General features: G+C 69.6%; 25 protein-coding genes. 13 read left to right on the forward strand and 12 right to left on the reverse strand.

What is annotated here, in order from left to right; translation table 11 throughout:
* Position 1: 1 nt before the first annotated feature.
* The 3 genes from U1F38_RS10020 to U1F38_RS10030 are packed head-to-tail and all read right to left on the reverse strand — an operon-like array spanning position 2 to position 2,394.
* Complete coding sequence (locus U1F38_RS10020) at positions 2-331, reverse strand: NAD(P) transhydrogenase subunit alpha (protein ID WP_409986918.1); 330 nt, start codon at positions 329-331, stop codon at positions 2-4.
* A 35-nt stretch (positions 332-366) separates the two neighbouring features.
* Positions 367-1,209, reverse strand: coding sequence for a hypothetical protein (locus tag U1F38_RS10025; protein WP_409986919.1), 843 nt, complete (start codon positions 1,207-1,209; stop codon positions 367-369).
* A 21-nt stretch (positions 1,210-1,230) separates the two neighbouring features.
* Complete coding sequence (locus tag U1F38_RS10030) at positions 1,231-2,394, reverse strand: NAD(P) transhydrogenase subunit alpha (protein WP_409986920.1); 1,164 nt, start codon at positions 2,392-2,394, stop codon at positions 1,231-1,233.
* Positions 2,395-2,548: 154 nt separating this feature from the next.
* Between U1F38_RS10030 and U1F38_RS10035 the strand changes: the two genes are divergently transcribed.
* From U1F38_RS10035 to U1F38_RS10045, 3 genes are all read left to right on the forward strand, one after another.
* On the forward strand, positions 2,549-3,043 hold the full coding sequence (locus U1F38_RS10035; RefSeq protein WP_409986921.1) for an NUDIX hydrolase: 495 nt from the start codon (positions 2,549-2,551) through the stop codon (positions 3,041-3,043).
* A 45-nt stretch (positions 3,044-3,088) separates the two neighbouring features.
* A complete protein-coding gene (locus U1F38_RS10040; protein WP_409986922.1) occupies positions 3,089-3,841 on the forward strand; it encodes a sulfite exporter TauE/SafE family protein in 753 nt (250 codons plus the stop codon).
* Positions 3,842-4,132: 291 nt separating this feature from the next.
* The gene (locus tag U1F38_RS10045) at positions 4,133-5,065 is read left to right on the forward strand and encodes a DMT family transporter (protein ID WP_409986923.1); all 933 of its coding nucleotides are present in this window, start codon (positions 4,133-4,135) and stop codon (positions 5,063-5,065) included.
* A gap of 203 nt (positions 5,066-5,268) precedes the next feature.
* Here U1F38_RS10045 and U1F38_RS10050 read toward each other — a convergent pair whose 3' ends face one another.
* The 5 genes from U1F38_RS10050 to U1F38_RS10070 form a co-directional block, all read right to left on the reverse strand.
* The gene (locus U1F38_RS10050) at positions 5,269-6,426 is read right to left on the reverse strand and encodes a D-alanyl-D-alanine carboxypeptidase family protein (RefSeq protein ID WP_409986924.1); all 1,158 of its coding nucleotides are present in this window, start codon (positions 6,424-6,426) and stop codon (positions 5,269-5,271) included.
* A gap of 37 nt (positions 6,427-6,463) precedes the next feature.
* The gene (locus U1F38_RS10055) at positions 6,464-7,102 is read right to left on the reverse strand and encodes an alpha/beta hydrolase (protein WP_409986925.1); all 639 of its coding nucleotides are present in this window, start codon (positions 7,100-7,102) and stop codon (positions 6,464-6,466) included.
* Positions 7,103-7,178: 76 nt separating this feature from the next.
* Positions 7,179-7,523, reverse strand: a complete 345-nt coding sequence (locus tag U1F38_RS10060) for a (2Fe-2S) ferredoxin domain-containing protein (RefSeq protein WP_409986926.1) — start codon at positions 7,521-7,523, stop codon at positions 7,179-7,181.
* Positions 7,520-8,635, reverse strand: a complete 1,116-nt coding sequence (locus U1F38_RS10065) for a VanZ family protein (protein ID WP_409986927.1) — start codon at positions 8,633-8,635, stop codon at positions 7,520-7,522. Before U1F38_RS10065 ends, U1F38_RS10060 begins: the two co-directional genes overlap by 4 nt.
* A gap of 26 nt (positions 8,636-8,661) precedes the next feature.
* Positions 8,662-9,090, reverse strand: a complete 429-nt coding sequence (locus tag U1F38_RS10070; protein ID WP_409986928.1) for a CopD family protein — start codon at positions 9,088-9,090, stop codon at positions 8,662-8,664.
* Between the two features lie 242 nt (positions 9,091-9,332).
* Between U1F38_RS10070 and hemB the strand changes: the two genes are divergently transcribed.
* Together hemB and U1F38_RS10080 are read left to right on the forward strand one after the other, a co-directional pair.
* Positions 9,333-10,343: a porphobilinogen synthase gene (gene hemB / locus U1F38_RS10075; protein ID WP_409986929.1), complete on the forward strand. Its 1,011-nt coding sequence runs from the start codon at positions 9,333-9,335 to the stop codon at positions 10,341-10,343.
* 60 nt (positions 10,344-10,403) lie between these two features.
* Positions 10,404-11,510 (forward strand): magnesium transporter CorA family protein, encoded by a 1,107-nt coding sequence (locus U1F38_RS10080; RefSeq protein WP_409986930.1) that lies wholly within the window; start codon positions 10,404-10,406, stop codon positions 11,508-11,510.
* Positions 11,511-11,581: 71 nt separating this feature from the next.
* On the opposite strand, the gene U1F38_RS10085 is transcribed toward U1F38_RS10080, so the two are convergent.
* Positions 11,582-11,884, reverse strand: a complete 303-nt coding sequence (locus U1F38_RS10085; protein ID WP_409986931.1) for a hypothetical protein — start codon at positions 11,882-11,884, stop codon at positions 11,582-11,584.
* Positions 11,885-12,050: 166 nt separating this feature from the next.
* On the opposite strand from U1F38_RS10085, the gene U1F38_RS10090 reads away from it, so the two are divergent.
* Entirely contained in the window at positions 12,051-13,058 is a 1,008-nt protein-coding gene (locus tag U1F38_RS10090) for a LysR substrate-binding domain-containing protein (protein ID WP_409986932.1), read from the forward strand.
* On the opposite strand, the gene U1F38_RS10095 is transcribed toward U1F38_RS10090, so the two are convergent.
* Both U1F38_RS10095 and U1F38_RS10100 read right to left on the reverse strand, forming a co-directional pair.
* Positions 12,964-13,656 (reverse strand): dienelactone hydrolase family protein, encoded by a 693-nt coding sequence (locus tag U1F38_RS10095; protein WP_409986933.1) that lies wholly within the window; start codon positions 13,654-13,656, stop codon positions 12,964-12,966. The two genes, U1F38_RS10090 and U1F38_RS10095, sit on opposite strands and share 95 nt — an antisense overlap.
* A 128-nt stretch (positions 13,657-13,784) precedes the next feature.
* Positions 13,785-14,384, reverse strand: coding sequence for a 2-hydroxychromene-2-carboxylate isomerase (locus tag U1F38_RS10100; RefSeq protein ID WP_409986934.1), 600 nt, complete (start codon positions 14,382-14,384; stop codon positions 13,785-13,787).
* 92 nt (positions 14,385-14,476) lie between these two features.
* Here U1F38_RS10100 and U1F38_RS10105 point away from each other — a divergent pair, with 92 nt between their 5' ends.
* The 6 genes from U1F38_RS10105 to U1F38_RS10130 all read left to right on the forward strand — a co-directional run bounded on the left by U1F38_RS10105 (position 14,477) and on the right by U1F38_RS10130 (position 19,161).
* A complete protein-coding gene (locus U1F38_RS10105; protein ID WP_409986935.1) occupies positions 14,477-14,968 on the forward strand; it encodes a MaoC family dehydratase in 492 nt (163 codons plus the stop codon).
* 186 nt (positions 14,969-15,154) lie between these two features.
* Positions 15,155-15,655: a hypothetical protein gene (locus tag U1F38_RS10110; protein WP_409986936.1), complete on the forward strand. Its 501-nt coding sequence runs from the start codon at positions 15,155-15,157 to the stop codon at positions 15,653-15,655.
* A 357-nt stretch (positions 15,656-16,012) separates the two neighbouring features.
* Positions 16,013-17,146 carry a patatin-like phospholipase family protein gene (locus U1F38_RS10115; RefSeq protein WP_409986937.1) on the forward strand — a complete coding sequence of 378 codons (1,134 nt, stop codon included), beginning with the start codon at positions 16,013-16,015 and terminating at the stop codon, positions 17,144-17,146.
* Positions 17,143-17,913 carry an acetoacetate decarboxylase gene (locus tag U1F38_RS10120; protein WP_409986938.1) on the forward strand — a complete coding sequence of 257 codons (771 nt, stop codon included), beginning with the start codon at positions 17,143-17,145 and terminating at the stop codon, positions 17,911-17,913. Before U1F38_RS10115 ends, U1F38_RS10120 begins: the two co-directional genes overlap by 4 nt.
* A gap of 78 nt (positions 17,914-17,991) precedes the next feature.
* Entirely contained in the window at positions 17,992-18,807 is an 816-nt protein-coding gene (locus U1F38_RS10125; protein ID WP_409986939.1) for a 3-hydroxybutyrate dehydrogenase, read from the forward strand.
* A gap of 24 nt (positions 18,808-18,831) precedes the next feature.
* The gene (locus U1F38_RS10130; protein WP_409986940.1) at positions 18,832-19,161 is read left to right on the forward strand and encodes an HdeA/HdeB family chaperone; all 330 of its coding nucleotides are present in this window, start codon (positions 18,832-18,834) and stop codon (positions 19,159-19,161) included.
* A gap of 15 nt (positions 19,162-19,176) precedes the next feature.
* Here U1F38_RS10130 and U1F38_RS10135 read toward each other — a convergent pair whose 3' ends face one another.
* On the reverse strand, positions 19,177-19,896 hold the full coding sequence (locus U1F38_RS10135) for a response regulator transcription factor (RefSeq protein ID WP_409986941.1): 720 nt from the start codon (positions 19,894-19,896) through the stop codon (positions 19,177-19,179).
* Between the two features lie 59 nt (positions 19,897-19,955).
* Here U1F38_RS10135 and U1F38_RS10140 point away from each other — a divergent pair, with 59 nt between their 5' ends.
* On the forward strand, positions 19,956-21,773 hold the full coding sequence (locus U1F38_RS10140; protein ID WP_409986942.1) for a histidine kinase: 1,818 nt from the start codon (positions 19,956-19,958) through the stop codon (positions 21,771-21,773).
* The last annotated feature ends 8 nt before the right edge of the window (positions 21,774-21,781 follow it).

A 21,781-nucleotide genomic window follows, 5' to 3' on the forward strand; every position in this document is an offset into this window, starting at 1 on the left:
CTTATTTTGCAGCGCCTTGCGCTTGCTCCGTCTTGGCTGGGCGTTCTTTCTTTTTGAACATCTCCAGCATGCGCCGCGTCACCAGAAATCCGCCGAAGATGTTGACCGAGGCCAGCGCCACCGCCGCCACGCCCAGCAGCTTGGGAAACCAGTCGCCAGTCAGCGCGGCCGCCAGCATGGCGCCCACGACGACGATGGCCGAGATGGCGTTGGTGACGGCCATCAGCGGCGTGTGCAGCGCCGGCGTCACCGTCCACACCACGTGGTAGCCCACGTAGATGGCCAGCACGAAGATGGTCAGGTTGGTGATCGTGTGGGATACGACGTCCATGGGGGCTCCTCGATGGTTCAGGGCTTGCGGCGGGGCTATTGGCGGTCGGCGCGCGGCACGCGGCGCGCGGCGGGCGGGGGCATCACCTGCTCGGCGGTGGCCGCAGGCGGCGCCGTGACCACGCCGGTCGGGATGGTGGCGGGCGCGGCGGCGGGCGGGGCGGCCAGCGGGGCCGAATACGGGAAGGGCGGCACGCGCAGCGGCTGCCCGCCTGCCGTGGCCTGGGTGGCGCTGGCGAACTGCCGGGCCCAGCGCAGGCCGTTCTGGCCGGCGGTCAAAAAGTCGTTGTTGTTGCGCGTGGTCGGCTCCAGCAGCGCCGGCTCGACCAGGGCCACGGCCTCCAGCGCGTCGGCGCTGCCGCTGGCGCGGTCGCTGATCCAGGTGCGTGGGCGCGAGCTCCAGTCGTGCTGCTCGACCCAGCGCTGCAGCACCGGGTTTTGCTGTTGCAGCCAGCGGTCGAAGTCGGCATCGCGGCGCATGCGCAGGCAGCCATCGGCGCCGGCCACGCTGTGGCGGCCCATGGGCGGGCAGGCGCTGCCGGCACCCGGCACGCGCTGCACCACCACCAGGGCCAGCCAGCGGCCGTCCTCGCGCTGCAGGCCGGCCACGCGCGTGGGCACGCTGGCGCCGCTGGCGGGCGGCGCGCCTTCGCCAGCCAGCCAGGGCGCCAGGTGCGCGCCCAGGTCGATCCAGGTGCCGATGCTGCTGGGCGGCACCTCGATCACGGGTGCGCTGGCCGCATCGGGTGCTGTGGCGACAGGACTCGCGGCTGCGGGGGCCGTCGTGGGCGCGGGCGCGGCGCAGGCGGCCAGCAGCGCCAGGGTGGCGGCGGCCAGCGCCAAGCGCGGGCCGCGCGGGGAAATTGAATTTGAAAACATGGGCTTCGTCCTTGGAAGACTTCAGGACTTTCTAGTGACCGCACCTTCGTGCGCCATCAGGCAGGCGACGACGATGTCGTCCTCCGGGTCGATGCGAAAGGCGCTGGCCGGCTCGCCCTTGGGCGCCGGCGGCAGCACCAGCTTGAGAAAGTCCAGCACGTTGCGCGCGTACAGGCTGCTGGCGTCGGCGGCCACCAGCGCGGCCAGGTTGGTCTCGCCGACGATCACCACGCCGTGCTTGGTCACGGTCTTGTCGGCCTCGGTCAGCGGGCAGTTGCCGCCCACGCTGCCGTCCGCATTGGGCGCGCCCTTGCCGGCGGCCATGTCGATGATGACCGAGCCGGGCTTCATGCTTTTGACCATGTCCTCGGTGATCAGCACCGGCGCGGCGCGGCCGGGGATCAGCGCGGTGGAGATCACCACGTCGGCCAATGCCACGCGTTTGGCCACCTCCACCTTTTGCCGGTCGAGCCAGCTTTGGGGCATGGGCCGGGCGTAGCCGCCCACACCCTCGGCGGCTTCCTTCTCCTCGGCCGTCTCATACGGCACGTCGATGAATTTGCCGCCCAGCGACTCGATCTGCTCCTTCACGCTGGGGCGCACGTCGCTGGCCTCGATGACGGCGCCCAGGCGCTTGGCGGTGGCGATGGCCTGCAGGCCGGCCACGCCCACGCCCAGGATGACCGCGCGCGCGGCCTTCACGGTGCCGGCCGCCGTCATCAGCATGGGAAAGAATTTTTGATAGCGGTCGGCGGCCATGATCACGGCCTTGTAGCCGGCGATGTTGGCCTGCGATGAGAGCACGTCCATGCTCTGCGCGCGCGTGGTGCGCGGCGCGGCCTCCAGCGCAAAGCCCGTGATGCGCGCGGCCGCCAGCCGTTGCAACCCCTCGGCGTTGAAGGGTTCGAGCATGCCCACCAGCACCGTGCCGGGCTTCATCAGCGCGATTTCGGCGGCCGATGGGTTGCGCACCTTCAGCACCATCTCGGTGCCGAAGGCGCCCGCGGCGTCGACGATCTCGGCGCCCGCGGCGGCCAGCGCTTCGTCGGTCACGCTGGCGCGCAGGCCGGCACCCGACTGCACGCGCACCGCGTGGCCTTGCGCCACCAGTTTCTTCACCGTTTCGGGCGTGGCGGCAACGCGGCTTTCACCGGCCGCGGTTTCGGCGGGGACGCCAATCAGCATGAAAAATTCTCCTCGTTTCGGACCGCAAGGCGAGGGCTTGACGCCCCGGCGCGCCGGGGCGGGCCGCCATGTTCGAAGGGCATTGTCCTAGATTTCCGCGCCCTCACTCGGTCACCGGCATGTTACCGAAAGCATGATCTGCATAATCGCCGCGATGAGCAAAGCACGATGGGCGCCGCGCGTGACCGTGGCCGCGGTGATCGAGCAGGACGGTCGCTACCTGCTGGTGGAAGAGCACACCGCCGAGGGCCTGCGCCTGAACACCCCCGCCGGCCACCTGGAGCCCGGCGAGTCGCCGCAGGACGCCGCCGTGCGCGAGGCGCTGGAGGAAACCGCGTGCGTCTTCGTGCCGGCCGCTCTGCTGGGCGTGTACCTGGCCGCCTCGCACGACGCCGAGGGCGAGGCCACCACCTGGCTGCGCATTGCCTACAGCGGCACGGCGGGCGCGCCCCAACCCGGCCGCGCGCTGGACGCGGGCATCGTGCGCACGCTGTGGCTGACCCCCGAGGAGATTTGCGCCAGCCAGGAGCGCCACCGCAGCCCGCTGGTCTGGCGCTGCGTGCAAGACCACCAGCGTGGCCAGCGCTTCGGGCTGGACGCGGTGCAGGCGCATGCGTCGGCGCTTGGTTTCAAGCAAAATCCGGCTTGAGCGCTTTCCAGGAAAGCGTTGGCAGCTACAAAAACAATAGTATTCATGGATGACTTGCTGACCTGGGCCGTGCTGGCCGTGGCGGGCTTTGGCGCCGGCGTGCTCAACGCCATGGCCGGCGGCGGCACCTTCCTGACCTTTCCGGCGCTGGTGTGGGCGGGCGTGCCGCCCATTGCCGCCAACGCCACCAGCGCGCTGGCGGTGTGCCCCGGCTACTTCGGCAGCGTGGCCGGATTTCGCCGGGAACTGGCGGCCACGCCGGGCGCGGTCTTGCAGCGGGAGATGCTGGTGAGCGCTGCCGGCGGCGTGATCGGCGCGCTGCTGCTGCTGGTGACGCCTGCGCGCGTGTTTGCCGGCATCGTGCCCTGGCTGTTGCTGCTGGCCACGGTGCTGTTCGCGCTGGGCCCGCGGCTGGCGCGCCGCAGCGCCGGTGCGGGCGGCAGCCTGGCGCGCTGGCGCCTGCCGGGCCTGCTGCTGGTGACCACCTACGGCGGCTACTTCAACGGCGGCGTCGGCATCCTGCTGCTGGCGCTGTACCTGGTGGCGGGCGAGTCGCGCCTGAACACCGCCAACGCGCTGAAGAACCTCAACTCGGCCGTGCTGTCGGTGCTGTCGGTGGCCGCCTTTGCCCTGGGTGGCCTGATCGCCTGGGCGCCGGCGCTGCTGATGGCCGTTTTTGCCACCCTGGGCGGCTTTGCCGGCGCGCGCCTGGCCCGGTGGCTGCCGGCGGCATGGATGCGCGCGATCGTGATCGCGGTGGGGCTGGTGATGAGCGCGGTGTTTTTTGTGCGAGCGTGACGCGAAGGCGTCGCGCACGCGCGGCGTTGAAACGGCCGGACGGGCAGGGCGCAACAAACATCCGTTTCCAGGTTGAATGGGCATCGAACGGACGGCTGGCTCCGCCGGACTGGCATGGGCTTGTGCTTCAGCCAATCAGGCATCGCTTTTGTTTGATTGACCTCGTGCGCGATCTCGGCGCAGACTTGTATCGGCGCGCTGTTCCTTGCAGGCCTCGCTCGTGGTCGTTGCGCAGCGGTCGTGTTCTATAGTTGCAGCGCCTTGGGCCACCCGATCTTCGCCTAGCAAAACATGTCCAACAAGCTGACGTCCAACGCGCCCATCATCGCCATCATCGTGACCACGCTGGTGTGGACCATCACCTGGGTGGTGTCCAAGCACGCCATGCAATACATGGGGCCGTTCGATTTCGCCGCGTGGCGCTTCGGACTGGGAACGCTCACGCTGTTCGTGGTGCTGCTGATACGGCGCGCGCCCCTCAAGCCCACTCCGTTCAAGCTTACCTTCGCCATCGGCATGACGCAGACGGCGGCATTCCAGGCGCTGGCGCAATGGGCGCTGGTCAGCGGTGGCGCGGGGCGCGTCTCGATGCTGGTCTACACGATGCCGTTCTGGGCGGTGCTGTTCGCATGGGGGCTGCTGCGTGAGCGCCCGAGCCCGCGCCAATGGTTGGGCATTGCGGTGGCCGTGGTCGGGCTGGTTTTGGTCATCGAGCCCTGGCACGACCTGGGCGGCTGGCAAAGCACCAGCCTGGCCATTGCCGGTGGCGCCTTCTGGGCGCTGGGGACCGTGCTGACCAAGCAGTTGTTCCAGTTGCACCACCCCGACCCGCTGGCGCTCACCTTCTGGTCGATGTTCTTGGGCTCGCTGGTGCTGGTGGCGCTGGCGCTGCTGGTGCCCAGCCGCCCCGTTGACTGGACGCCTGCGCTGGTGCTGGACGTGCTGTACGTTGCGGTGCTTGCCTCCAGCCTGGCGTTTCTCCTGTGGTCGTTCGTGATCATGCACTTGAGCGCGGGGGTGGCCAGCCTGTCGAGCCTGGGCGTGCCGATCGGCGCGATCTTGCTGGCCTGGGCGTGGCTGCACGAGCGGCCCGATGCGGCCGAGATGGTGGGCGTTGTACTGATTTCGCTGGGTTTGCTGGCGACCAGCAGTGTGGGCACCCGCGCTGGCCGCTTGAACCCGCAGGTTGAAACACCTGCCGCAGGCAAGGGCGCCGACAGCTGACCGCTTCGGTGCGTGCGCGCCCAGCGCTCGACTCAAGGTGCGCCCAGCGACAAAGATGAAAACAAAAAATGGCGCAAGCGCTTGCCAAGAAAGCGCAAGCAGCTATGAATCAGTGAGTTTCGATTCATCCAGACGCGCACAATCGATGCAGCGCGTGTCGCCCCTTGCCGTGGCAAGGGGGGTGCGTCGGCGCCGGCGCGCCGTCACTGAATCCACAGCCGCATGGCGTCCCAGGCGCGGCCGAAGAAGCCCGATTCCTCCACGCCGTCCAGCGCCACCAGGGGCACTTCGCCCAGGGTTTGATCGCCTTGCTTGATCTTGAGCGTGGCCACCGTCTGGCCCTTCTTGAAGGGGGCGATCAGCGGGTCGGGGCGCGCGATCTCGGTCTTGACCTGGGCGGCCGTTCCGGCCGGCACCGACACCACGATGGGCGTGGCGCTGCCCAGCTTGAGCTCGCTGGCCTTGCCCTTCCACACGCGCGGCGTGGCCACGGGCTGGCCGGCGTCGAACAGCTTGACGTCGTCCCAGGCGGTGTAGCCCCAGTTCAGCAGCTTTTGCGATTCGTTGATGCGCGCGCTGTCGCTGGTGGCGCCCAGCAGCACCGACACTACGCGACGGCCCTTCAGGTTGGGGAAGTCGCGCGCCGCGGTGGCCACCAGGCAGTAGCCCGCGGCCTTGGTGTGGCCGGTCTTCAGGCCGTCCACCGTGGGGTCGCGAAACAGCAGCGTGTTGCGGTTGGTGTCGTTGCTGGCCGGGGTGCCGGGGTAGCGGTATTTCTTGATGGCGTAGTACTTGGCGTCTTCGGGAAATTCCTGCATCAGCCGTGCCGAGAGCAGGGCCAGCTCGCGCGCGGTGGTGACGTGGGCCGGATCGGGCAGGCCATCGACGTTGGTGTAATGGGTGTTCTTCAGCCCCAGCGCCTTGGCCTGGTCGTTCATCAGCTCGACGAAGCGCTCCACCGTGCCGGCCACGCCCTCGGCCAGGGCCACCGTGGCGTCGTTGCCCGACTGCACGATCATGCCCTTGATCAGGTCCTCCACGGGCACCTGCATCTTGGGGTCGATGTACATGCGCGAGCCGGGCGTCTTCCAGGCGCGCTCGCTCACGGGCAGGGTCTGCGTCAGCGTGATCTTCTTGGCGCGCAGGGCGTCGAACACCACGTAGGCGGTCATCAGCTTGGTCAGTGACGCGGGCTCGACCGGCGCGTCCATGTCCTTGCCCGCCAGGATCTGGCCCGAGCTCACGTCCATCACCAGATAGGCCTTGGCCGCCACCTCGGGCGGTTGCGGGCTTTGCGCGTGGGCGGTGAGGGCGGCGGCGCACAGGGCGATGGCGGCAAGGGCGTGGGGCAGGCGGGTCATGGGGGCAGTGGGCAAAAACAAGGGGTCAGAAGATCGGTCAGGCGCGCACGTGACGCACCACCAGGGAGCGCAGCAGCGGCAGCTGGCCGTGAAAAAAATGTTCGCCGCCGGGCACCACGGTGACCGGCAGCGACTGCGGGCGGGCCCAGTCGAGCACCGCGGCCAGCGGCACGGTGTCGTCCAACTCGCCGTGAATGACCAGGGTGGCGTCCTGAAGTTCCGTGGGTATGGGGGCCACCTCAAAGCGCGAGCAGGCCGTGCCCACCAGCACCGCGCGCTCGATGGCGCGTGCGCCGTGCAGCGCGGCGATGGCTTGGCTGGCGACGAAGGCGCCAAACGAAAAGCCGGCGATCAGCAAGGGCGCATCGGCCGGCGCCTGCTGCTCGATGGCGGCCAGCATGTCCTGCAGCTCGCCGCGGCCTTCGTCGTACGCGCCCTGGCTCTCGCCCACGCCACGGAAGTTGAAGCGCAGCGCGCGCCAGCCGCACAGCACGCAGGCGCGCGCCAGGGTCTGCACCACCTTGTTGGTCATGGTGCCGCCGAACAGCGGGTGGGGGTGGGCGATGACGGCCGTGCCGCGCGGCGCAACACCGGGATCGAGCAGCGGCGTGTCGAGCAGCGCCTGCAGGGCGCCGGCCGGGCCGTGCAGGCTCAAGGGTTTGGAGAGCGCGTTCATCAGCTATTCAAATTGTAGCTGGCTGCGCCGGCGAGATCAGCGCTGCAAGTTGAAATGGCTTGTAAATGCGAGGCGCTCAGCGGCCCACGTCCGGCGCCAGCAGCAGGCGCTCGACCACGCGGCCTTGTTTGAGGTGCGAGTCGATGATCTCGTCGATGTCGCTCGTGTCCACGTACGAATACCAGGTGCCTTCGGGGTACACCACCGCCACCGGCGCGCCGGCGCAGCGGTCCAGGCAGCCGGCCTTGTTCACGCGCACCTGGCCCACGCCGGCCAGGCCCTCGGCCTTGACGCGGGCCTTGCAGTGGTCGAACGCGGCCTGCGCGCCGTGGTTGGCGCAGCAGTCCTCGCCGTTGGTGCGCTGGTTGAGGCAGAAAAAGATGTGGCGCGCGTAATAGGGCGCGGCGGGTGCGGTGCTCATGGCGCGATTTTAGGCTTCGGGGCGGGCTTGAGCAGTTGCACCAGCAACCAGGCCAGCACCGCAAAGGGCCACAGCCAGCCCACCCACTGCGACAGGCCATAAAAGTGAATGAACTGTCCTTGCTCCCATTTTTGCAGCGTGCTGGCAAAGTACACGTTCGGCGTGGCACTGTTGAGCAGCGTCAGTTGCGCCCCCAGCAGCAGCACCAGCGCGACGGCGCAGGCGCGCGGCGGCAGCGGCAGCAGGACGGCCGCGCCCAGGGCCGCCAGCGGCAGGCCTTGCCGCACCGCCGGCGTGACCCAGGCCCAGGCGTTGGCCGGCCCGTAGGACAGCGCCGCCGACAGCGCCGACACGGCCAGCCCCACGGCCAGTGCCGCCAGCGCAAACACCGCGCGGCGCGCGCGCGGCGCCACCACGGTGTAGCCCAGCACGCACGGCGCCAGCGCGCCCAGCGCCACGCTGGCCGCCGCCGCCCAGGGCAGCATGGGTTGCAGCTCGATGTCGCGCACCGGCAGCCAGTCCAGAAAGGGCGTGTCCATCAGCCATTCGGCCAGGGCCTCCTCGGCGCGCTCATAGACCTGGCCCATGCCATAGGCCAGCGGCATGGGAAACAGCAGGCCCACCGGCCACAGCGCCAGCAGAACCAGCGCGCCGCGCGATTCGCCGCCGAACCAGTCGGCACGCAGCTGCTCCCAGCGCCCGACGGCGCCCAGCCGCGCCAGCGCCCAGGCCAGCAGCGCGCCCAGCCAGCCGCCGGCGGAATTGAGCGCGAAGTCCACGTTGGAGGCCACGCGCATGGGCAGGTACGACTGCAGGCACTCCATGGAAAACGACAGCGCCGTGGCGGCCGCACCGGCCAGCAGGACGGCCACGCCGGCGCGCCGCGTGCGCAGCAGCGCCAGGGTCAGCAGCAAACCCATGGGCGCATAGCCGACCACGTTGACGGCCAGGTCGAACCCCGTCCAGTACCTGGGCCAGGGCGCGCGCAGATAGGCCCAGGGCACGATGCCCTGGTCGCGCCAGCCGGTGAACGGAAACAGGCTGGCGTAGACGATCAGCGCGACGTACAGCAGGGCCAGCGGACCGGCCGCGGAATGGGTGGGGCGCTCCATGGGCGCTGCTCGGAAAGCGTCGGCTTTCAAAAAGGCTTGACGGTCACCAGGATCACCGCCGCCAGCAAGCCCAGCACCGGCAGCTCGTTGAACCAGCGAAACCACACGTGGCCGCGCGCCGGCTCGCCGCGTTCAAAGCGCGCCAGCAGGCACCCGCAGGCCGCGTGGTAGGCCAGCAGCGCCAGCACCACCGCCAGCTTGGCGTGCAGCCAGCCGTTGCCCGGCCCGCGGCCGATGCCGTAGCCCAGCCACAGCACCAGGCCAAAGGCCAGCGCGGGCACCGCCAGCACGGTCATGAAACGATACAACTTGCGCGCCATCAGCAACAGGCGTGCGCGCTCGGCGCCGGAGCCGGGGGCCACCATGGCCAGGTTGACAAAGATGCGCGGCAGGTAGAACAGGCCCGCGAACCAGCTGACGACAAATACGATGTGCAGCGCTTTGATCCACAACATGGCGCGAGTGTAGGCGGTGGAAACGAAAAAACCCCAGCCGCGAACGGCTGGGGTCGAAAAGCCTGTCTGCTGTCACACATCAAGGCTCCCGCTCAGGGAGGAAAAGCGGGGAGCGACGAATCGCCCGCGATAAATATACCAAAAGTGTGCACGATTCTCAACAAAATCCATGAACTTTTCGGGGGCGCTGGAGTCGTATCGCGCGCGACGGGCGGGCGGCCGTTTGGGGCACAATTTTCGCCATGACGATTTTTGCCCCCGCCCCCTTTCCCGCCCTGCGTCCGCGCCGCCTGCGCCGCGACGATTTCACCCGCCGCCTGGTGCGTGAGCACCGTCTGTCGGCCGACGACCTGATCTACCCCGTGTTCGTGCAGGACGGCAAGGGCAAGCGCCAGGCCGTGCCCTCGATGCCGGGCGTCGAGCGCCTGTCGCTGGACCTGCTGCTGCCGGTGGCCGAGGAGTGCGTGCAGCTGGGCATCCCGGTGCTGGCGCTGTTTCCGGTGATCGACGCCAGGCTGAAGGACGACAAGGGCAGCGAATCGACCAACGCGCGCGGCCTGATCCCGCGCGTGGTGCGCGAGCTCAAAAAGCGCTTTCCCGAGCTGGGCATCATGACCGACGTGGCGCTGGACCCTTACACCAGCCACGGCCAGGACGGCTGGCTGGACAAGAGCGGCTACATCCTGAACGACGAGACCGTGGGCCAGCTGGTCAAGCAGGCGCTGGTGCAGGCCGCCGCGGGCGTGGACATCGTCGCGCCCAGCGACATGATGGACGGGCGCATTGGCGCCATCCGCCAGGCGCTGGAGGCCAAGGGCCACATCCACACGCGCATCATGGCCTACAGCGCCAAGTACGCCAGCGCGTTTTACGGCCCGTTTCGCGATGCCGTGGGCTCGGCCGCCAACCTGGGCAAGGGCGACAAGAAGGTCTATCAGATGGACCCCGGCAACGGCGACGAGGCGCTGCGCGAGGTGGCCATCGACCTGCAGGAAGGCGCCGACATGGTGATGGTCAAGCCCGGCATGCCCTACCTGGACGTGCTGCGGCGCGTGAAGGACACCTTTCACGTGCCCACCTTCGCCTACCAGGTCAGTGGCGAATACGCCATGCTGAAGGCCGCGGCGCAAAACGGCTGGCTCGACCACGACCGCGTGGTGCTGGAGGCGCTGCTGGCCTTCAAGCGCGCCGGCGCCGACGGCGTGCTGACCTACTTTGCCCGTGACGCTGCCCGTTTACTACAAAATAAATAGCTGGTTGCGATTGTCCATCAAGCGCTGCAAGCCGATTTGACTGAAAAACCCGAACCCTCCGTGTCGATCGTCGAATTCACCGCCGGCAGCCTGCGCTTTCTCGACGCGCCGCCGCGCCACGCGCCCCATGACGGCTTTGTCTGGATTTACCTGGAGCGCGCCGAGTTTGCCGCCACGCTGGCCGAGCAGCAGGCCGCCGCGCAGCACCTGGGCGGCGCGGCCCTGCTGGACGTTCATGCACGCGACCTGGCCAACGAGGCCCATCCCTCGAACTTCGACGCCACCTCGGTCTATGACCGCGTGATCTTTCGCCGGCTGGCGACCGCGCAAGAGGCGAGCGCGGTGGCCGCGCAGGACGCTGCCGCCGGCCGCATCGACTCGCGGGCCGTGGGCTTTGCGGTGTTCGGCCATCTCCTGATCAGCGTGCATCCGCCGGGCTGCCCGGTGGCGCTGGGCTTCATCGAGCGCCTGGCCACCGACGCGCGCCTGAGCGTGGACGCCACGGCCACGCGCTCGCGCCTGCCGCAAAGCCCGGCCGACCTCGCGCTGCAGCTGATCAACACCATGGTCGACAGCTACCTGGAGCTGCGCAAGGACCTCACGCGTCGCCTCGAGGCCGCGCAGCAGGTGCTGCTGCGCCCCAACCCCAAGTCCGACACCTGGCCGCAGCTGATGGATGCGCGCCAGCAACTGCACTGGCTGCAGGAGCTGTGCGAGGAGCAGCAGGACGCCATGCAGGAATGGCTCGACACCTTGCGCGAGCAGCCCCTGTCGGACTGGGCCGCCGATGTCGATCAGGCCGTGCGCCGGCGCGACGGCCTGGTGGCGCGCGCGCGCGACGTCATGGAGCACATCGACCGCGTCCTGCACCACGCCCGGCGGCTGGAGCAGTCGGCCGAGACCGCGGTGCAGATCCACTTCAACGCGCAGGGCCAGCGCACCAACGACATCATGCGCACGCTCACGGCCATCACGGCGGTGTTCCTGCCGCTGAACCTGTTCACGGGTTTTTTCGGCATGAACTTCGACCAGCTGCCGCTGATCCACAGCGGCATCGGCATGTGGGTGGCGCTGGCCCTGCTGGGGCTGCTGGCCGTGGGCATCCTGCTGCTGTTCTGGCGCCGGCGCTACCTCAGCCACGAGCGCGAGGACGCGCCTGGATCCTGACGCAACAACGCCCCGACCGGTGGCCCGGGCGGGGCGTTGAATCATTGGCCGGCGTGCGGCCGGCGCGTGCGTCAGGCGGATTCGCCCGAGGCCGGACGGTAGCCGTGGGCAATCGCGTCACGGGTGGCTTCGCGCACCTGGGCGCGCGTCACGGTGCTGGCGGCGGCCGGCGCGGCTTGCGTGTTCATTTCACCGGCGGCGGGCATGTGGCGGGCCGCATCGGCCATCACGTCCTGGCGTTGCACGCTGCTGGCGCTGGTGCTGGCGACCGGCGCGTTGAAATAGGGCGCTTCGCCGGCGGCAGGTTGCGCGGCAAAGGCGGTGCCCGACAGCAGCAGGGCAGCGGCGGCGAGGGTGACTTGAATGGATTTCATGATGCTTTCCTTCTTTCAGTTGAATGGCTGTCGGCTGGGTGCCGGATTCGCTGTCGAAGCGCGTGGTTTCCGTCCTTCGATGGCACGCAGTTTGCGACGGCAAGCCGGTTTGAAAAAGCCCGATCGGATAACTTCACCTTTTCCGAATCGGAAATAATCACCGCCCATGGACTCGCTTGATCTCATTCAAATCTTTCGCGAAGTGGCGCGCCTGGGCAGTTTCTCGGCCGCCGCGCGCGCGCAGGGCGTGTCGCCGCCCAGCGTCAGCAAGGCCGTGGTGCAGCTGGAGGCGCGCTTCGGCGTGCGCCTGTTCAACCGCACCACCCGCAAGGTCTCGCTCACCGACGCCGGCCAGCTGCTGTTCGAGCGCAGCGGGCCGATGATGGAGTTGATCGACCTGACGCAGGCCGCCTTGCACGAGCGCGCCACCCGCCCCAGCGGGCGCCTGCAACTGACCGCGCCGCATGCACTGATGCAGACCGACCTGCCGGCCATGCTGGGGCGCTTCATGCAGCAGTACCCCGAGGTGGCGCTGCACCTGCACGTGACCGACCGCGAGCTGAGCCTGGCCGAAGAGGGCATCGATCTGGCCTTTCGCGTGGGGCCCATCCGCGATGCCAACCTGATCGTGCGGCGCCTGCTGCCCATCGACTTCGTGGCGGCGGCGACGCCCGCGTACTGGCGCGAGCACGGCAAGCCCAGCCACCCCGACGAATTGCGCCAGCACGTGCAACTGGCCCACAGCCTGCAGGATCGCGCGCCGACCTGGCAGTTCAGCGTGCGCGGCAAGCCGCTGGAGCTGGCGCTGCAACCGCGCTTCGTCACCACCAACGTGGCGCCGCTGGCCACGCTGGCCGCGCAAGGCCTGGGCGTGGTGTGGGGCGCGCGGCGCGCGCTGGCTGCCCACATCGAGCGCGGCGAGCTGGAGACCGCGCTGGAGGCCTTCTCGCCCACCGACGTGTGGCTGTACGTGGCCTACATGCAGCGGCGCCACAACAGCGCCGCGCTGCGCGCGCTGCTGGAGCACCTGGACGGATTCGGCCAGGCCTTCCGGCAGGCCGAGGCGCAGGCCGCGGTCGTCAGCGCGCCAGATGCCGCGCGAAAAACGCCAAAGTCCGCTCGCGCGCCAGCGCCGCCGCCGGCGCGTTCCAGGCCGCGCGCTGGTCGCAGTTGAAGCCGTGCGCCGCGGCGTACAGGTGCACCTCGACATCGGGGTGCGCCTGCTGCAGCGCCTGCACGCCGGCCAGCGGCACCGACGCGTCGTGGTCCGACAGGTGCGCCAGCACCGGCACCCGGGGCGTGCGCGCCAGCTCGGCCGGCGCGGTCATGCCGCCGCCGTAGTAGGGCACGGCAGCGGCCAGCCCGCGCAGCTCGCACGCCGCGCGCCAGGTGAGCAGCCCGCCCCAGCAGTAGCCCACCACGCCGACCTTGCCCGCGCCGGCCCGCGCCGCGTGGTCGATGGCGGCCTGCACGTCGGGCAGCACGCCGGGCGCGGGCAGCGCCTCGGCCGCGCGCTTGAGGCCCATGCCGGTCTGCAGGTCGGCTTCGGTGTAGCCCAGATCAACCCCTGCGCGCACCCGCCCGAAGGTGGCCGGCGCCAGCGCCAGCCAGCCTTCGGCCGCAAAGCCGTCGGTCACCGCGCGGATGTGCGCGTTGACGCCAAAGATCTCCTGCAGCACCACCACCGCCCCGCGCGGCGCACCCGCCGGCTCGGCCTGCCAGGCGCTGACGGCCTGGCCGTCTGCTGCCTTCAGTTCAATCCATTGCCCCATGCTTTTGCTCCTGTATGGATGGTTGGGCGTTCAATGCTCATGCGCGCCACAGCCCAAGGTTGAATTTTTCGCGCCCTTTGCGATTTCCCTTTGCGTTCTTGCGTTCGGCTGGTTGGCAGAGGCTCTTGTCAAACCCCCAAGGCCCGGCGCACGAAGTCCAGCCGGTCCTGGCCCCAGAACAGCTCGCCATCGATGACGTAGGTGGGCGCGCCGAACACCCCGGCGTCGATGGCTGCCTGCGTGTGCGCCTCGTAGCGCGCCTGCACCTCGGGCGCCTGCGCCGCGGCCAGGTGCGCGGCCGGCAGGTCGCATTCGTCCAGCAGTTCGGCCAGCGTGCCGGCGTTGGCGATGTCGCGCTGCTCGGCCCAGCAGGCGGCCATCACGGCGCCGGCCAGCCGCAGCGCGGCATCGGGGCCGTCGGCCTGCGCCACGGCGGTGATCAGGCGCGCGGCGGGGGCGCCGTCCACCGGAAAGTGGCGCGGCTCGGCGTGCAGCGCGATGTTCAGGTGCGCGGCAAAGCGGCGCAGTTCCGCCAGTCGATAGGCCTGGCGCTGCGGCGCGCGCTGGCCCAGCGGCAGGCCGCCCGAGAGCGGAAAGATGCGGCCGTAGTCCACCGGCAGCACGCGCACGGCGCGCCGGCTGGCGCGCAGCAAGTCGACGAAGCGGGCGTGGCCCAGATAAGCCCAGGGGCTTTGCGGGGTGAAGAAGTAGTCGATGGGGCGGGACATGGCGGCCTGTGCGAATAATGGGCCTGTTTTAGCAGACCGCGAGCCTGCGTGCCATGGGCCAGGCCGCGCCAATTCATTGACAGGAACCCCCGATGCCGCAAACCCGCGCCAACAAGACCATCAAGTACTACTGGGAAGACCTGCACGCAGGCCAGACCATCGAGCTGGGCAGCGTCACCGTCGAGCGCGAGGAGGCGCTGGCCTTTGCCGGCCGCTACGACCCCCAGCCCTTTCACCTGGACGACGAGGCCGCGGCGCGGTCGATGTTCGGCCAGCTGGCCACCAGCGGCTGGCACACGTGCAGCATGGCGATGGGCCTGATGGTGCGCAACTTCCTGCTCGAATCGTCCAGCCTGGGCTCGCCGGGGCTGGAAAAGCTGCAATGGCTGAAACCCGTTTTCCCCGGCGACACGCTCACGCTGCGCCAGCGCGTGGTCGAGACGCGGCCCATGAAGTCGCGCCCCGACGTCGGCCTGGTGCGCACGATCTGGGAGATGTTCAACCAGCACGGCGAGCAGGTGCTGATGATGGATGGCTACGGCATGTTCCGGCGCCGCACGCCCGGCGCGCCCGTGCCGGGCTGATTCGGGCGCCGGCTGCCAAGCGGCCCCGATCGTGCACTCGGTCACTGCAGATTGTGACGATCGGCACTGTGCCGGCGCGGCCTGCACGCCTATCGTGTGAGCCATGCCTGACGACCCCCGAGGGTCGTCGCTTCAACGGCTTTCTTCGCAGGCATCCCCGAAGCACCGATGAACCAGGAGTCCATCATGAACACGATCATCTTTCAACGCACCGGCCTGCGCTGCGCGGTGCTGACTGCCGCCCTGACGCTGGGCGGCACGCTGGCCGCCCCCGCCTGGGCCGCCGCGCCCAACGCCACCGCACCGGCCCAGACCACGCAGGCCAACAAGTCCGCGGTGGTCGATGAAGACGTGACGATGTTCGACGTCGTGCCCGGCACCACCTATCTGAACGGCGGCGTCGGCCAGGCGAGCGAAGAGCGCATGCACAAGGACGCGCACCACTGGCCGCTGCGCATGACTTTTTCGACCAAGTCCAGCAACGAGTTCGTCGCCGACGTGAAGCTGAAGGTCTTCGACCACAGCGGTCGCGCCGTGCTGCGCCTGAAGGACGCCGGCCCGATGACCTATGTGCAGCTGCCGCAGGGCGACTATCGCATCACCGCCGCCTACAAGGGCGACACGCTGACGCGTGACGTCCACATCGGCCCCAAGGGCATGGATGCCAACTTCCACTGGGTCATGTGACCCACCCCCAGTCTCCACGCGCTGCGCGCTGTTGCGCCTGGTGCTCGCCGCCAGAGGGGGCGGCCCTTCGGTCTGTCCAGACCTGCGCAGGCAGGTCTGGAGCCGCAGACCTCAGCCCCCTTGCAGGGGCATCGCCAGCGGGCGGGCCAAGCCCTTCCGCGGCGATCGCTGGCATGGCCTGCTCCGCGGCCTTCTGCCTCTTTGATGTGGATGCGCTGCTGGCGAAATGACCGCGAGTGAAAACGCCACCGCCGTTGCGCCCTCCGCAAGCGCCGTCGTCCTCTGCCAACTGTCGACTGAAATCTGACCCCTCGAACCACCATGCCCCGTCCCGATTCCCTGCATCAAAAAAGCCCGATGACCGCCCTCGTCCTGCAAGGCGGGGGCGCGCTGGGCGCGTATCAGGCGGGCGCCTACGAAGCGCTGGCCGAGCGGGCGCAGTCGCTGGACTGGGTGGCGGGCATTTCCATCGGCGCCATCAACGCCGCGCTGATTGCCGGCAATCCGCCGCAGCGGCGCGTCGATCGGCTGCGCGCGTTCTGGGAGCGCGTGAGCGTGGCGCTGCCGGTGCGGCCCGACCCGGAACTGCTGGGGCCGGCGCGCGGCTGGTGGGACAACGCGATGGCGCTGTGGGGCGCGCTGGTGGGCGTGCCGGGCTTTTTTGCGCCGCGCCCGCCGCTGGCCTGGTGGCCCCAGCCGCCGGTCAGCTGGTACGACACCGCACCGCTGCACGACACCTTGCTGGAGCTGGTGGACTTTGACCTGCTCAACGACGGGCCGATCCGCTTTTCGGTTGGCGCGGTGGACGTGCAAAGCGGCAACTTCACCTACTTCGACAACCGGCGCGAGCGCATCGGTGCCGAGCACGTGATGGCCAGCGGCGCGCTGCCGCCGGGCTTTGCGGCGGTACCCATCGACGGCCACTGGTATTGGGACGGCGGGCTGGTGTCCAACACCCCGCTGACCTATGTGATGGACCACCTGGACGGCGCCTCCGAGCGTCCGCTGACGGTGTTCCAGATCGACCTGTTCAACGCCCGCGGCCGCGTGCCCGAGACCCTGGCCGATGCGGCCGAGCGCGAGAAGGACATCCGCTATTCCAGCCGCACGCGCCTGGTGAGCGACTTGGCGCGCGAACGCCACGAGCTGCACCAGCGCTTGCACCGCGTGGCCGCGCTGCTTTCAAAAACGCAGCAAAGCAGCGCCGAGGTGCGCGCGCTGCTGCGCGGCACGCAGGATGCGACCGTCACCCTGGTGCACGTCATCCATCGTCGCAATGCCTGCGAGACGCAGACCAAGGACTACGAGTTCTCGCACCTGTCCATGACCGAGCACTGGCAGGCCGGCGGCGCCGACATGGACGCGTCGCTGCAACTGCTGGCGCGCCAGGGGCCGCCGCGGCCCGGCGAGTTTCGCGTGCTCGACCATCAGCCCGACGTCTCGATGGCGCGCCACGTCTCGAATCGCAAGAACCCGGAGAACCCGTCATGAACCTCACCGAAGTGCGCGCCCAGGCCTGGGCCATGCCGCTGACCAGCCCGATCTACCCGCGCGGGCCGTATCGCTTCATCAACCGCGAGTTCATGGTCATCAGCTACCGCACCGACCCCGAGCGGCTGGCCGCCGTGGTGCCCGCGCCGCTGCAGCCCGCGCCCGGCGCCATCGTCAAGATGGAATTCATCCGCATGCCCGACTCCACCGGCTTTGGCGACTACACCGAGTCGGGCCAGGTCATCCCCGTGCTGTTCAACGGCGAGCCGGGCACCTACTCGCACAACATGTTCCTCAACGACGACGCGCCGATCGCCGGCGGGCGCGAGATCTGGGGCTTTCCCAAGAAGCTGGCCGGCCCCAGCCTGGGCGTGGACAAGGACGTGCTGGTGGGCACGCTGGACTACGGCAACGTGCGCGTGGCCACCGGCACCATGGGCTACAAGCACCGCCCGTTTGACCATGACAAGGCCATGGCTGCCGTCACCGGCGCAAACTACCTGCTCAAGATCATGCCGCATGTGGACTGCACGCCGCGCATCTGCGAGCTGGTGCGCTACCACTGCCAGGACGTCACCATCAAGGGCGCCTGGGAGGGCCCGGCGGCGCTGCAATTGTTCGAGCACGCGCTGGCCCCGGTGGCGCGCCTGCCGGTGCTGGAGGTGGTGGGCGCGGTGCACATCCTGACCGACCTCACGCTGGGCCTGGGCGAGGTGGTGCACGACTACCTGACCGACGGCGCCGGCACCCGCAAGAAAGCCGCGTAGTATCAATTTGATAGCTGATTGCGCTTGATCGACGGGCGAAAACAACCGATTTCATTCACAAACACCAGGAGAAAGCTCATGAGCAGCTCACCCGTGCAAGCCAGCACCACCCTCAGCCTCAAGGGCAAGACGGCCCTCGTCACCGGCGCCGCCAGCGGGCTGGGCAAGCGCATCGCCGAGGTCTACGCCGACGCCGGCGCCAACGTCGTCATCGCCGACCTCAAGCTGGCCGACGCGCAAGCCACCGCCGACGCCATCGGCAAGAAAGGCGTCAAGACCCTGGCCGTGGCCATGGACGTGACCGACGAAGCCGCGGTCGATGCCGGATTTGCCCAGGTGCAAAAGGCACTGGGCGCGGTCGACATCGTGGTCAGCAACGCCGGCATCCAGATCGTCGCGCCAATCGAGGACTTCAAGTTCTCCGACTGGAAGAAGCTGCTGGCCGTGCACCTGGACGGCGGCTTTCTCACCTCGCGCGCGGCGGTGCGCCAGATGATCGCGTCCGGCCGCGGCGGCTCGATCATCTTCATGGGCTCGGTGCACTCCAAGGAGGCGTCCAAGCTCAAGAGCCCCTACGTGACCGCCAAGCACGGCCTGGAAGGCCTGGCCAAGGTCATCGCCAAGGAGGGCGCGCCGCACAACATCCGCAGCAACGTCATCTGCCCCGGCTTCGTGCGCACGCCGCTGGTTGAAAAACAAATCCCCGAGCAGGCCGCCGAGCTGCACATCAGCGAGGACGACGTGATCAAGACCGTGATACTCAAGGACACGGTCGATGGCGAATTCACTACCGTGGACGACGTCGCCCAGGCCGCGCTGACCTTTGCCGCCTGGCCCAGCAACGCCCTCACCGGCCAGTCGCTGGTGGTCAGCCATGGCTGGTTCATGCAATAGACCTGCGCTTCACAGGAGGCCGGCATGAAAACCTTCACCTGCCTGTCGGCACTGGCCGTTGCCCTGAGCGTTGGCGCGCCGCTGGCGCAGACCGCGCCGGCCGGCAGCGGCCCGCCCAAGCTCAGTTGCAGGGACTACCTTGCGATGGACGAAACGGCAAAAACCAATTTCATCCAGGGCACTGCGCAACGCGCCCCAGCAGCCACGAAGGTCACCTCGATCATCGTGGACAAGCTGGGCGTCGAAGAAAGGCTGAAGCCCGAGCTGGACCAGTACTGCAAGCTCAACCTGGACAAGTCGGCCTCCGAGCACGTGATGAAGTCCAGCATGGCGACCGGGAAAGCCCGTCAATGAGGGGTGCGGCGCCCGTCAACCGTGCCGGCCCGTCGCCTTCACCGCCAGCTCGGTGCGGTTGCGGGCATGCAGTTTTTCCATGATGCGGCTGACGTAGTTCTTCACCGTGCCTTCGGCCAGAAACACCTGCTCGGCGATCTGCTTGTTGGAGCAGCCGTCGGCCAGCAGGGCCAGGATGCGCTCCTCCTTGTCCGACAGGGGCTCCTCCAGCGCATCGGGGGCGTGTTCGGCTGGGGCCGGCGCGGCCGCCGGCGCCGCGCCGTGCCAGCCCTGCGCCAGTGCCCGAAACTGCTCCAGCACCTTGCGTGCCACGGCGGGCGACAGGCGCGATTCGCCGCGGTGCACGGCGCGCACGGTCTCCAGCACCTCGGCCTCGGCAGCGTCCTTCAGCAGATAGGCGCGGGCGCCCGCGCGCACGGCTTCGAACACCAGCTCGTCGTCGTCGAAGGTGGTCAGCACCACCACCGCCACCCGCGGCAATTGCGCGCTCAGCAAGCGGGTGGCGGCCACCCCGCTCACGCGCGGCATGTGCAGGTCCATCACCACCACGTCGGGGCGCAGGGCGTGCGCCAGCTCCAGCGCCTGCTGGCCATCGGTCGCCTGGCCCACCACCTCGATGTCGGGTTCGGCGTCCAGCATCAGCGCCAGGCCGCGGCGGATGATGGGCTGGTCGTCGGCCACCAGCAGGCGCAGCGGCGCGCCGACGGCGGGTGCGGCGGCGTGCTCAACGCCCATGCCACCGCAGCGCGCGCTGGCTGCCGCACAATCGATTCGAAGCACTGTCCCTGCGTTGCATGACCCAAAGCTTATCGCATGCCACCCCGCCCGGTGACGAGCCGCCGGCGGGGCCCTTTTGGCAGCCGCTGGACCCGCGCCGGCACATCGCCGCGGCCGTGGGTTGGGCGGTGTTCGTCCTGATGACGGCGGGGGCGTTGATCCTGGGCGAACTGGCCGCTGGCGCCGCTGAGCGTGACATGCGCGCCGACACCCAGGCCCGCCTGGTGCAAACGGCCGGCCAGACCGCCGACGCGCTGCTGGCCCAGGTGGAGGTGCTGCTGGCCGCGATGCAGGCCACGACGGCGCAGTGGCCCCAGGGTGGTGCAGCTGCCACAAACCTGGACGAACGCTTGCGCGCCTTGCAGCGTGCGCAGCCGGCCCTGGGCTGGATCGGCTTGCAGGACGCCAATGGTGCGCTGGTGGCGGCCACCGACGGCACGGCCGCCCCCGTGGCGCTGCCGCGCGAGCTCCAGCAAGCCCTGCGCGCGCCCCGGGTCATCCTGCACCGCGCCCGCGCCGCCGCCGGATCCGACGCGCTGGTGCTGGCCGTGCCGCTGGCTGGCGCCGACCAGCCCCCCGCCGGCGTGCTGGTGGCGCAACTGCCCTGGCTGTGGCTGCAGGCCGAGCTGGACGCCCGCCTGCGCGCGATGGCCGGGGCTGCTTCGATGCAACTGCTGTTGCTCGACCCCGCCGGCCGCGTGCTGGCGGGCCCCGCGCACCTGGACGGCGCCGCGACCATGGCGGATTTGAGCGAAGGCGGGCGCTATCTGCTGGGGCGGCCCGCATCGGGTGTCGAGCGCGGCATGCCGGCGCAAGGCATGGGCTGGCAGGTGCTCGTGCGCGAAGATGCGGCGCCGGCCTTGGCGCGGGCCCGCCAGACGCGCCGCGCCGTGCTGGCCGGCGTGCTGGCCGTGGGCTTGCTGGCGGCGCTGGCGGTGGTGCTCGTGGCGCGCCGGCCGTTGCGGCGGCTCGATGAACTGGCGCGCCAGGCGCGCGCCGTTCAAGGCGGGCGCCGCGACACGGTGGCCGTGCCGGCGGGCCGCGACGAGGTGCACGCCATTGGCGCCGCGCTGGCGCAACTGATCGGCCACCTGCAGGACGAAAAAGCGGCGCTGGCCCGCCTGAACGCCGAGCTGGACGCACGCGTGGCCTCGCGCACCGCGCACATCGAGCGCCTGGCGCAGGACGCGCGGCGCGCCGCCGTCACGCGCGAGCGCCTGCGCCTGGCGCGCGGCTTGCACGACACGCTGGCGCATTCGCTGATGGCGCTGCTCACGCAGATTCGCCTGATGCGCAAGCTGGGTACGCGCTGGAGCCACGCGCAACTCGACGCCGAGCTGGCCGAGGCCGAACAGGTGGCCGCCAGCGGCCTGGCCGACGTGCGCCTGGCGATCGGGCAAATGCGCGCCAGCGGCGTGCACGACAACGGCCTGGGTCCCGAGTTGCAGACCCTGCTGGAGCGGTTGGGCGAGCGCAGCGGGGCAGCGGTGCATGCGCACATCGATCCGGCCGCGGCCGAGCTGACCGACGAGCGCGCGGCGATCGTGTTTGCCATCGCGCGCGAGGCCCTGCGCAACGCCGAGCACCACGCCCAGGCCCGCCAGATCACGCTGACGCTGACGCCCGAGACCGTGCCCGGCGCCGACAGCGACGAGCCGGCGCGCTGGCGGCTCGAGTTGCACGACGACGGGATCGGTTTCGACCCCGGCGCCCGCCACGACGGGCACTACGGCCTGGTGGGCCTGCGCGAGCAAGCCGCGCAATTGAGCGGGCAACTGGCCATCGACAGCGCGCCTGGCCAGGGCTGCCGCGTGGTGCTGCGCTTCGAGGCTTGAGGCGCGCC

It is taken from the genome of Ottowia sp., from assembly GCF_046348305.1.
GTDB lineage: Bacteria > Pseudomonadota > Gammaproteobacteria > Burkholderiales > Burkholderiaceae_C > Ottowia.

What these genes read in the sequence shown, in the direction of transcription:
- U1F38_RS10110 (WP_409986936.1), top strand. Translation starts at nt 15,155, where the DNA reads ATGAACACGATCATCTTTCAACGCACCGGCCTGCGCTGCGCGGTGCTG.
- U1F38_RS10125 (WP_409986939.1), top strand. Translation starts at nt 17,992, where the DNA reads ATGAGCAGCTCACCCGTGCAAGCCAGCACCACCCTCAGCCTCAAGGGC.
- U1F38_RS10100 (WP_409986934.1), bottom strand. Translation starts at nt 14,384, where the DNA reads ATGTCCCGCCCCATCGACTACTTCTTCACCCCGCAAAGCCCCTGGGCT.
- U1F38_RS10120 (WP_409986938.1), top strand. Translation starts at nt 17,143, where the DNA reads ATGAACCTCACCGAAGTGCGCGCCCAGGCCTGGGCCATGCCGCTGACC.
- U1F38_RS10035 (WP_409986921.1), top strand. Translation starts at nt 2,549, where the DNA reads ATGAGCAAAGCACGATGGGCGCCGCGCGTGACCGTGGCCGCGGTGATC.
- U1F38_RS10105 (WP_409986935.1), top strand. Translation starts at nt 14,477, where the DNA reads ATGCCGCAAACCCGCGCCAACAAGACCATCAAGTACTACTGGGAAGAC.
- U1F38_RS10090 (WP_409986932.1), top strand. Translation starts at nt 12,051, where the DNA reads ATGGACTCGCTTGATCTCATTCAAATCTTTCGCGAAGTGGCGCGCCTG.
- U1F38_RS10130 (WP_409986940.1), top strand. Translation starts at nt 18,832, where the DNA reads ATGAAAACCTTCACCTGCCTGTCGGCACTGGCCGTTGCCCTGAGCGTT.
- U1F38_RS10135 (WP_409986941.1), bottom strand. Translation starts at nt 19,896, where the DNA reads ATGGGCGTTGAGCACGCCGCCGCACCCGCCGTCGGCGCGCCGCTGCGC.
- U1F38_RS10065 (WP_409986927.1), bottom strand. Translation starts at nt 8,635, where the DNA reads ATGGAGCGCCCCACCCATTCCGCGGCCGGTCCGCTGGCCCTGCTGTAC.
- U1F38_RS10085 (WP_409986931.1), bottom strand. Translation starts at nt 11,884, where the DNA reads ATGAAATCCATTCAAGTCACCCTCGCCGCCGCTGCCCTGCTGCTGTCG.
- U1F38_RS10055 (WP_409986925.1), bottom strand. Translation starts at nt 7,102, where the DNA reads ATGAACGCGCTCTCCAAACCCTTGAGCCTGCACGGCCCGGCCGGCGCC.
- U1F38_RS10045 (WP_409986923.1), top strand. Translation starts at nt 4,133, where the DNA reads ATGTCCAACAAGCTGACGTCCAACGCGCCCATCATCGCCATCATCGTG.
- U1F38_RS10095 (WP_409986933.1), bottom strand. Translation starts at nt 13,656, where the DNA reads ATGGGGCAATGGATTGAACTGAAGGCAGCAGACGGCCAGGCCGTCAGC.
- hemB (WP_409986929.1), top strand. Translation starts at nt 9,333, where the DNA reads ATGACGATTTTTGCCCCCGCCCCCTTTCCCGCCCTGCGTCCGCGCCGC.
- U1F38_RS10030 (WP_409986920.1), bottom strand. Translation starts at nt 2,394, where the DNA reads ATGCTGATTGGCGTCCCCGCCGAAACCGCGGCCGGTGAAAGCCGCGTT.
- U1F38_RS10140 (WP_409986942.1), top strand. Translation starts at nt 19,956, where the DNA reads ATGACCCAAAGCTTATCGCATGCCACCCCGCCCGGTGACGAGCCGCCG.
- U1F38_RS10020 (WP_409986918.1), bottom strand. Translation starts at nt 331, where the DNA reads ATGGACGTCGTATCCCACACGATCACCAACCTGACCATCTTCGTGCTG.
- U1F38_RS10050 (WP_409986924.1), bottom strand. Translation starts at nt 6,426, where the DNA reads ATGACCCGCCTGCCCCACGCCCTTGCCGCCATCGCCCTGTGCGCCGCC.
- U1F38_RS10115 (WP_409986937.1), top strand. Translation starts at nt 16,013, where the DNA reads ATGACCGCCCTCGTCCTGCAAGGCGGGGGCGCGCTGGGCGCGTATCAG.
- U1F38_RS10040 (WP_409986922.1), top strand. Translation starts at nt 3,089, where the DNA reads ATGGATGACTTGCTGACCTGGGCCGTGCTGGCCGTGGCGGGCTTTGGC.
- U1F38_RS10070 (WP_409986928.1), bottom strand. Translation starts at nt 9,090, where the DNA reads ATGTTGTGGATCAAAGCGCTGCACATCGTATTTGTCGTCAGCTGGTTC.
- U1F38_RS10060 (WP_409986926.1), bottom strand. Translation starts at nt 7,523, where the DNA reads ATGAGCACCGCACCCGCCGCGCCCTATTACGCGCGCCACATCTTTTTC.
- U1F38_RS10025 (WP_409986919.1), bottom strand. Translation starts at nt 1,209, where the DNA reads ATGTTTTCAAATTCAATTTCCCCGCGCGGCCCGCGCTTGGCGCTGGCC.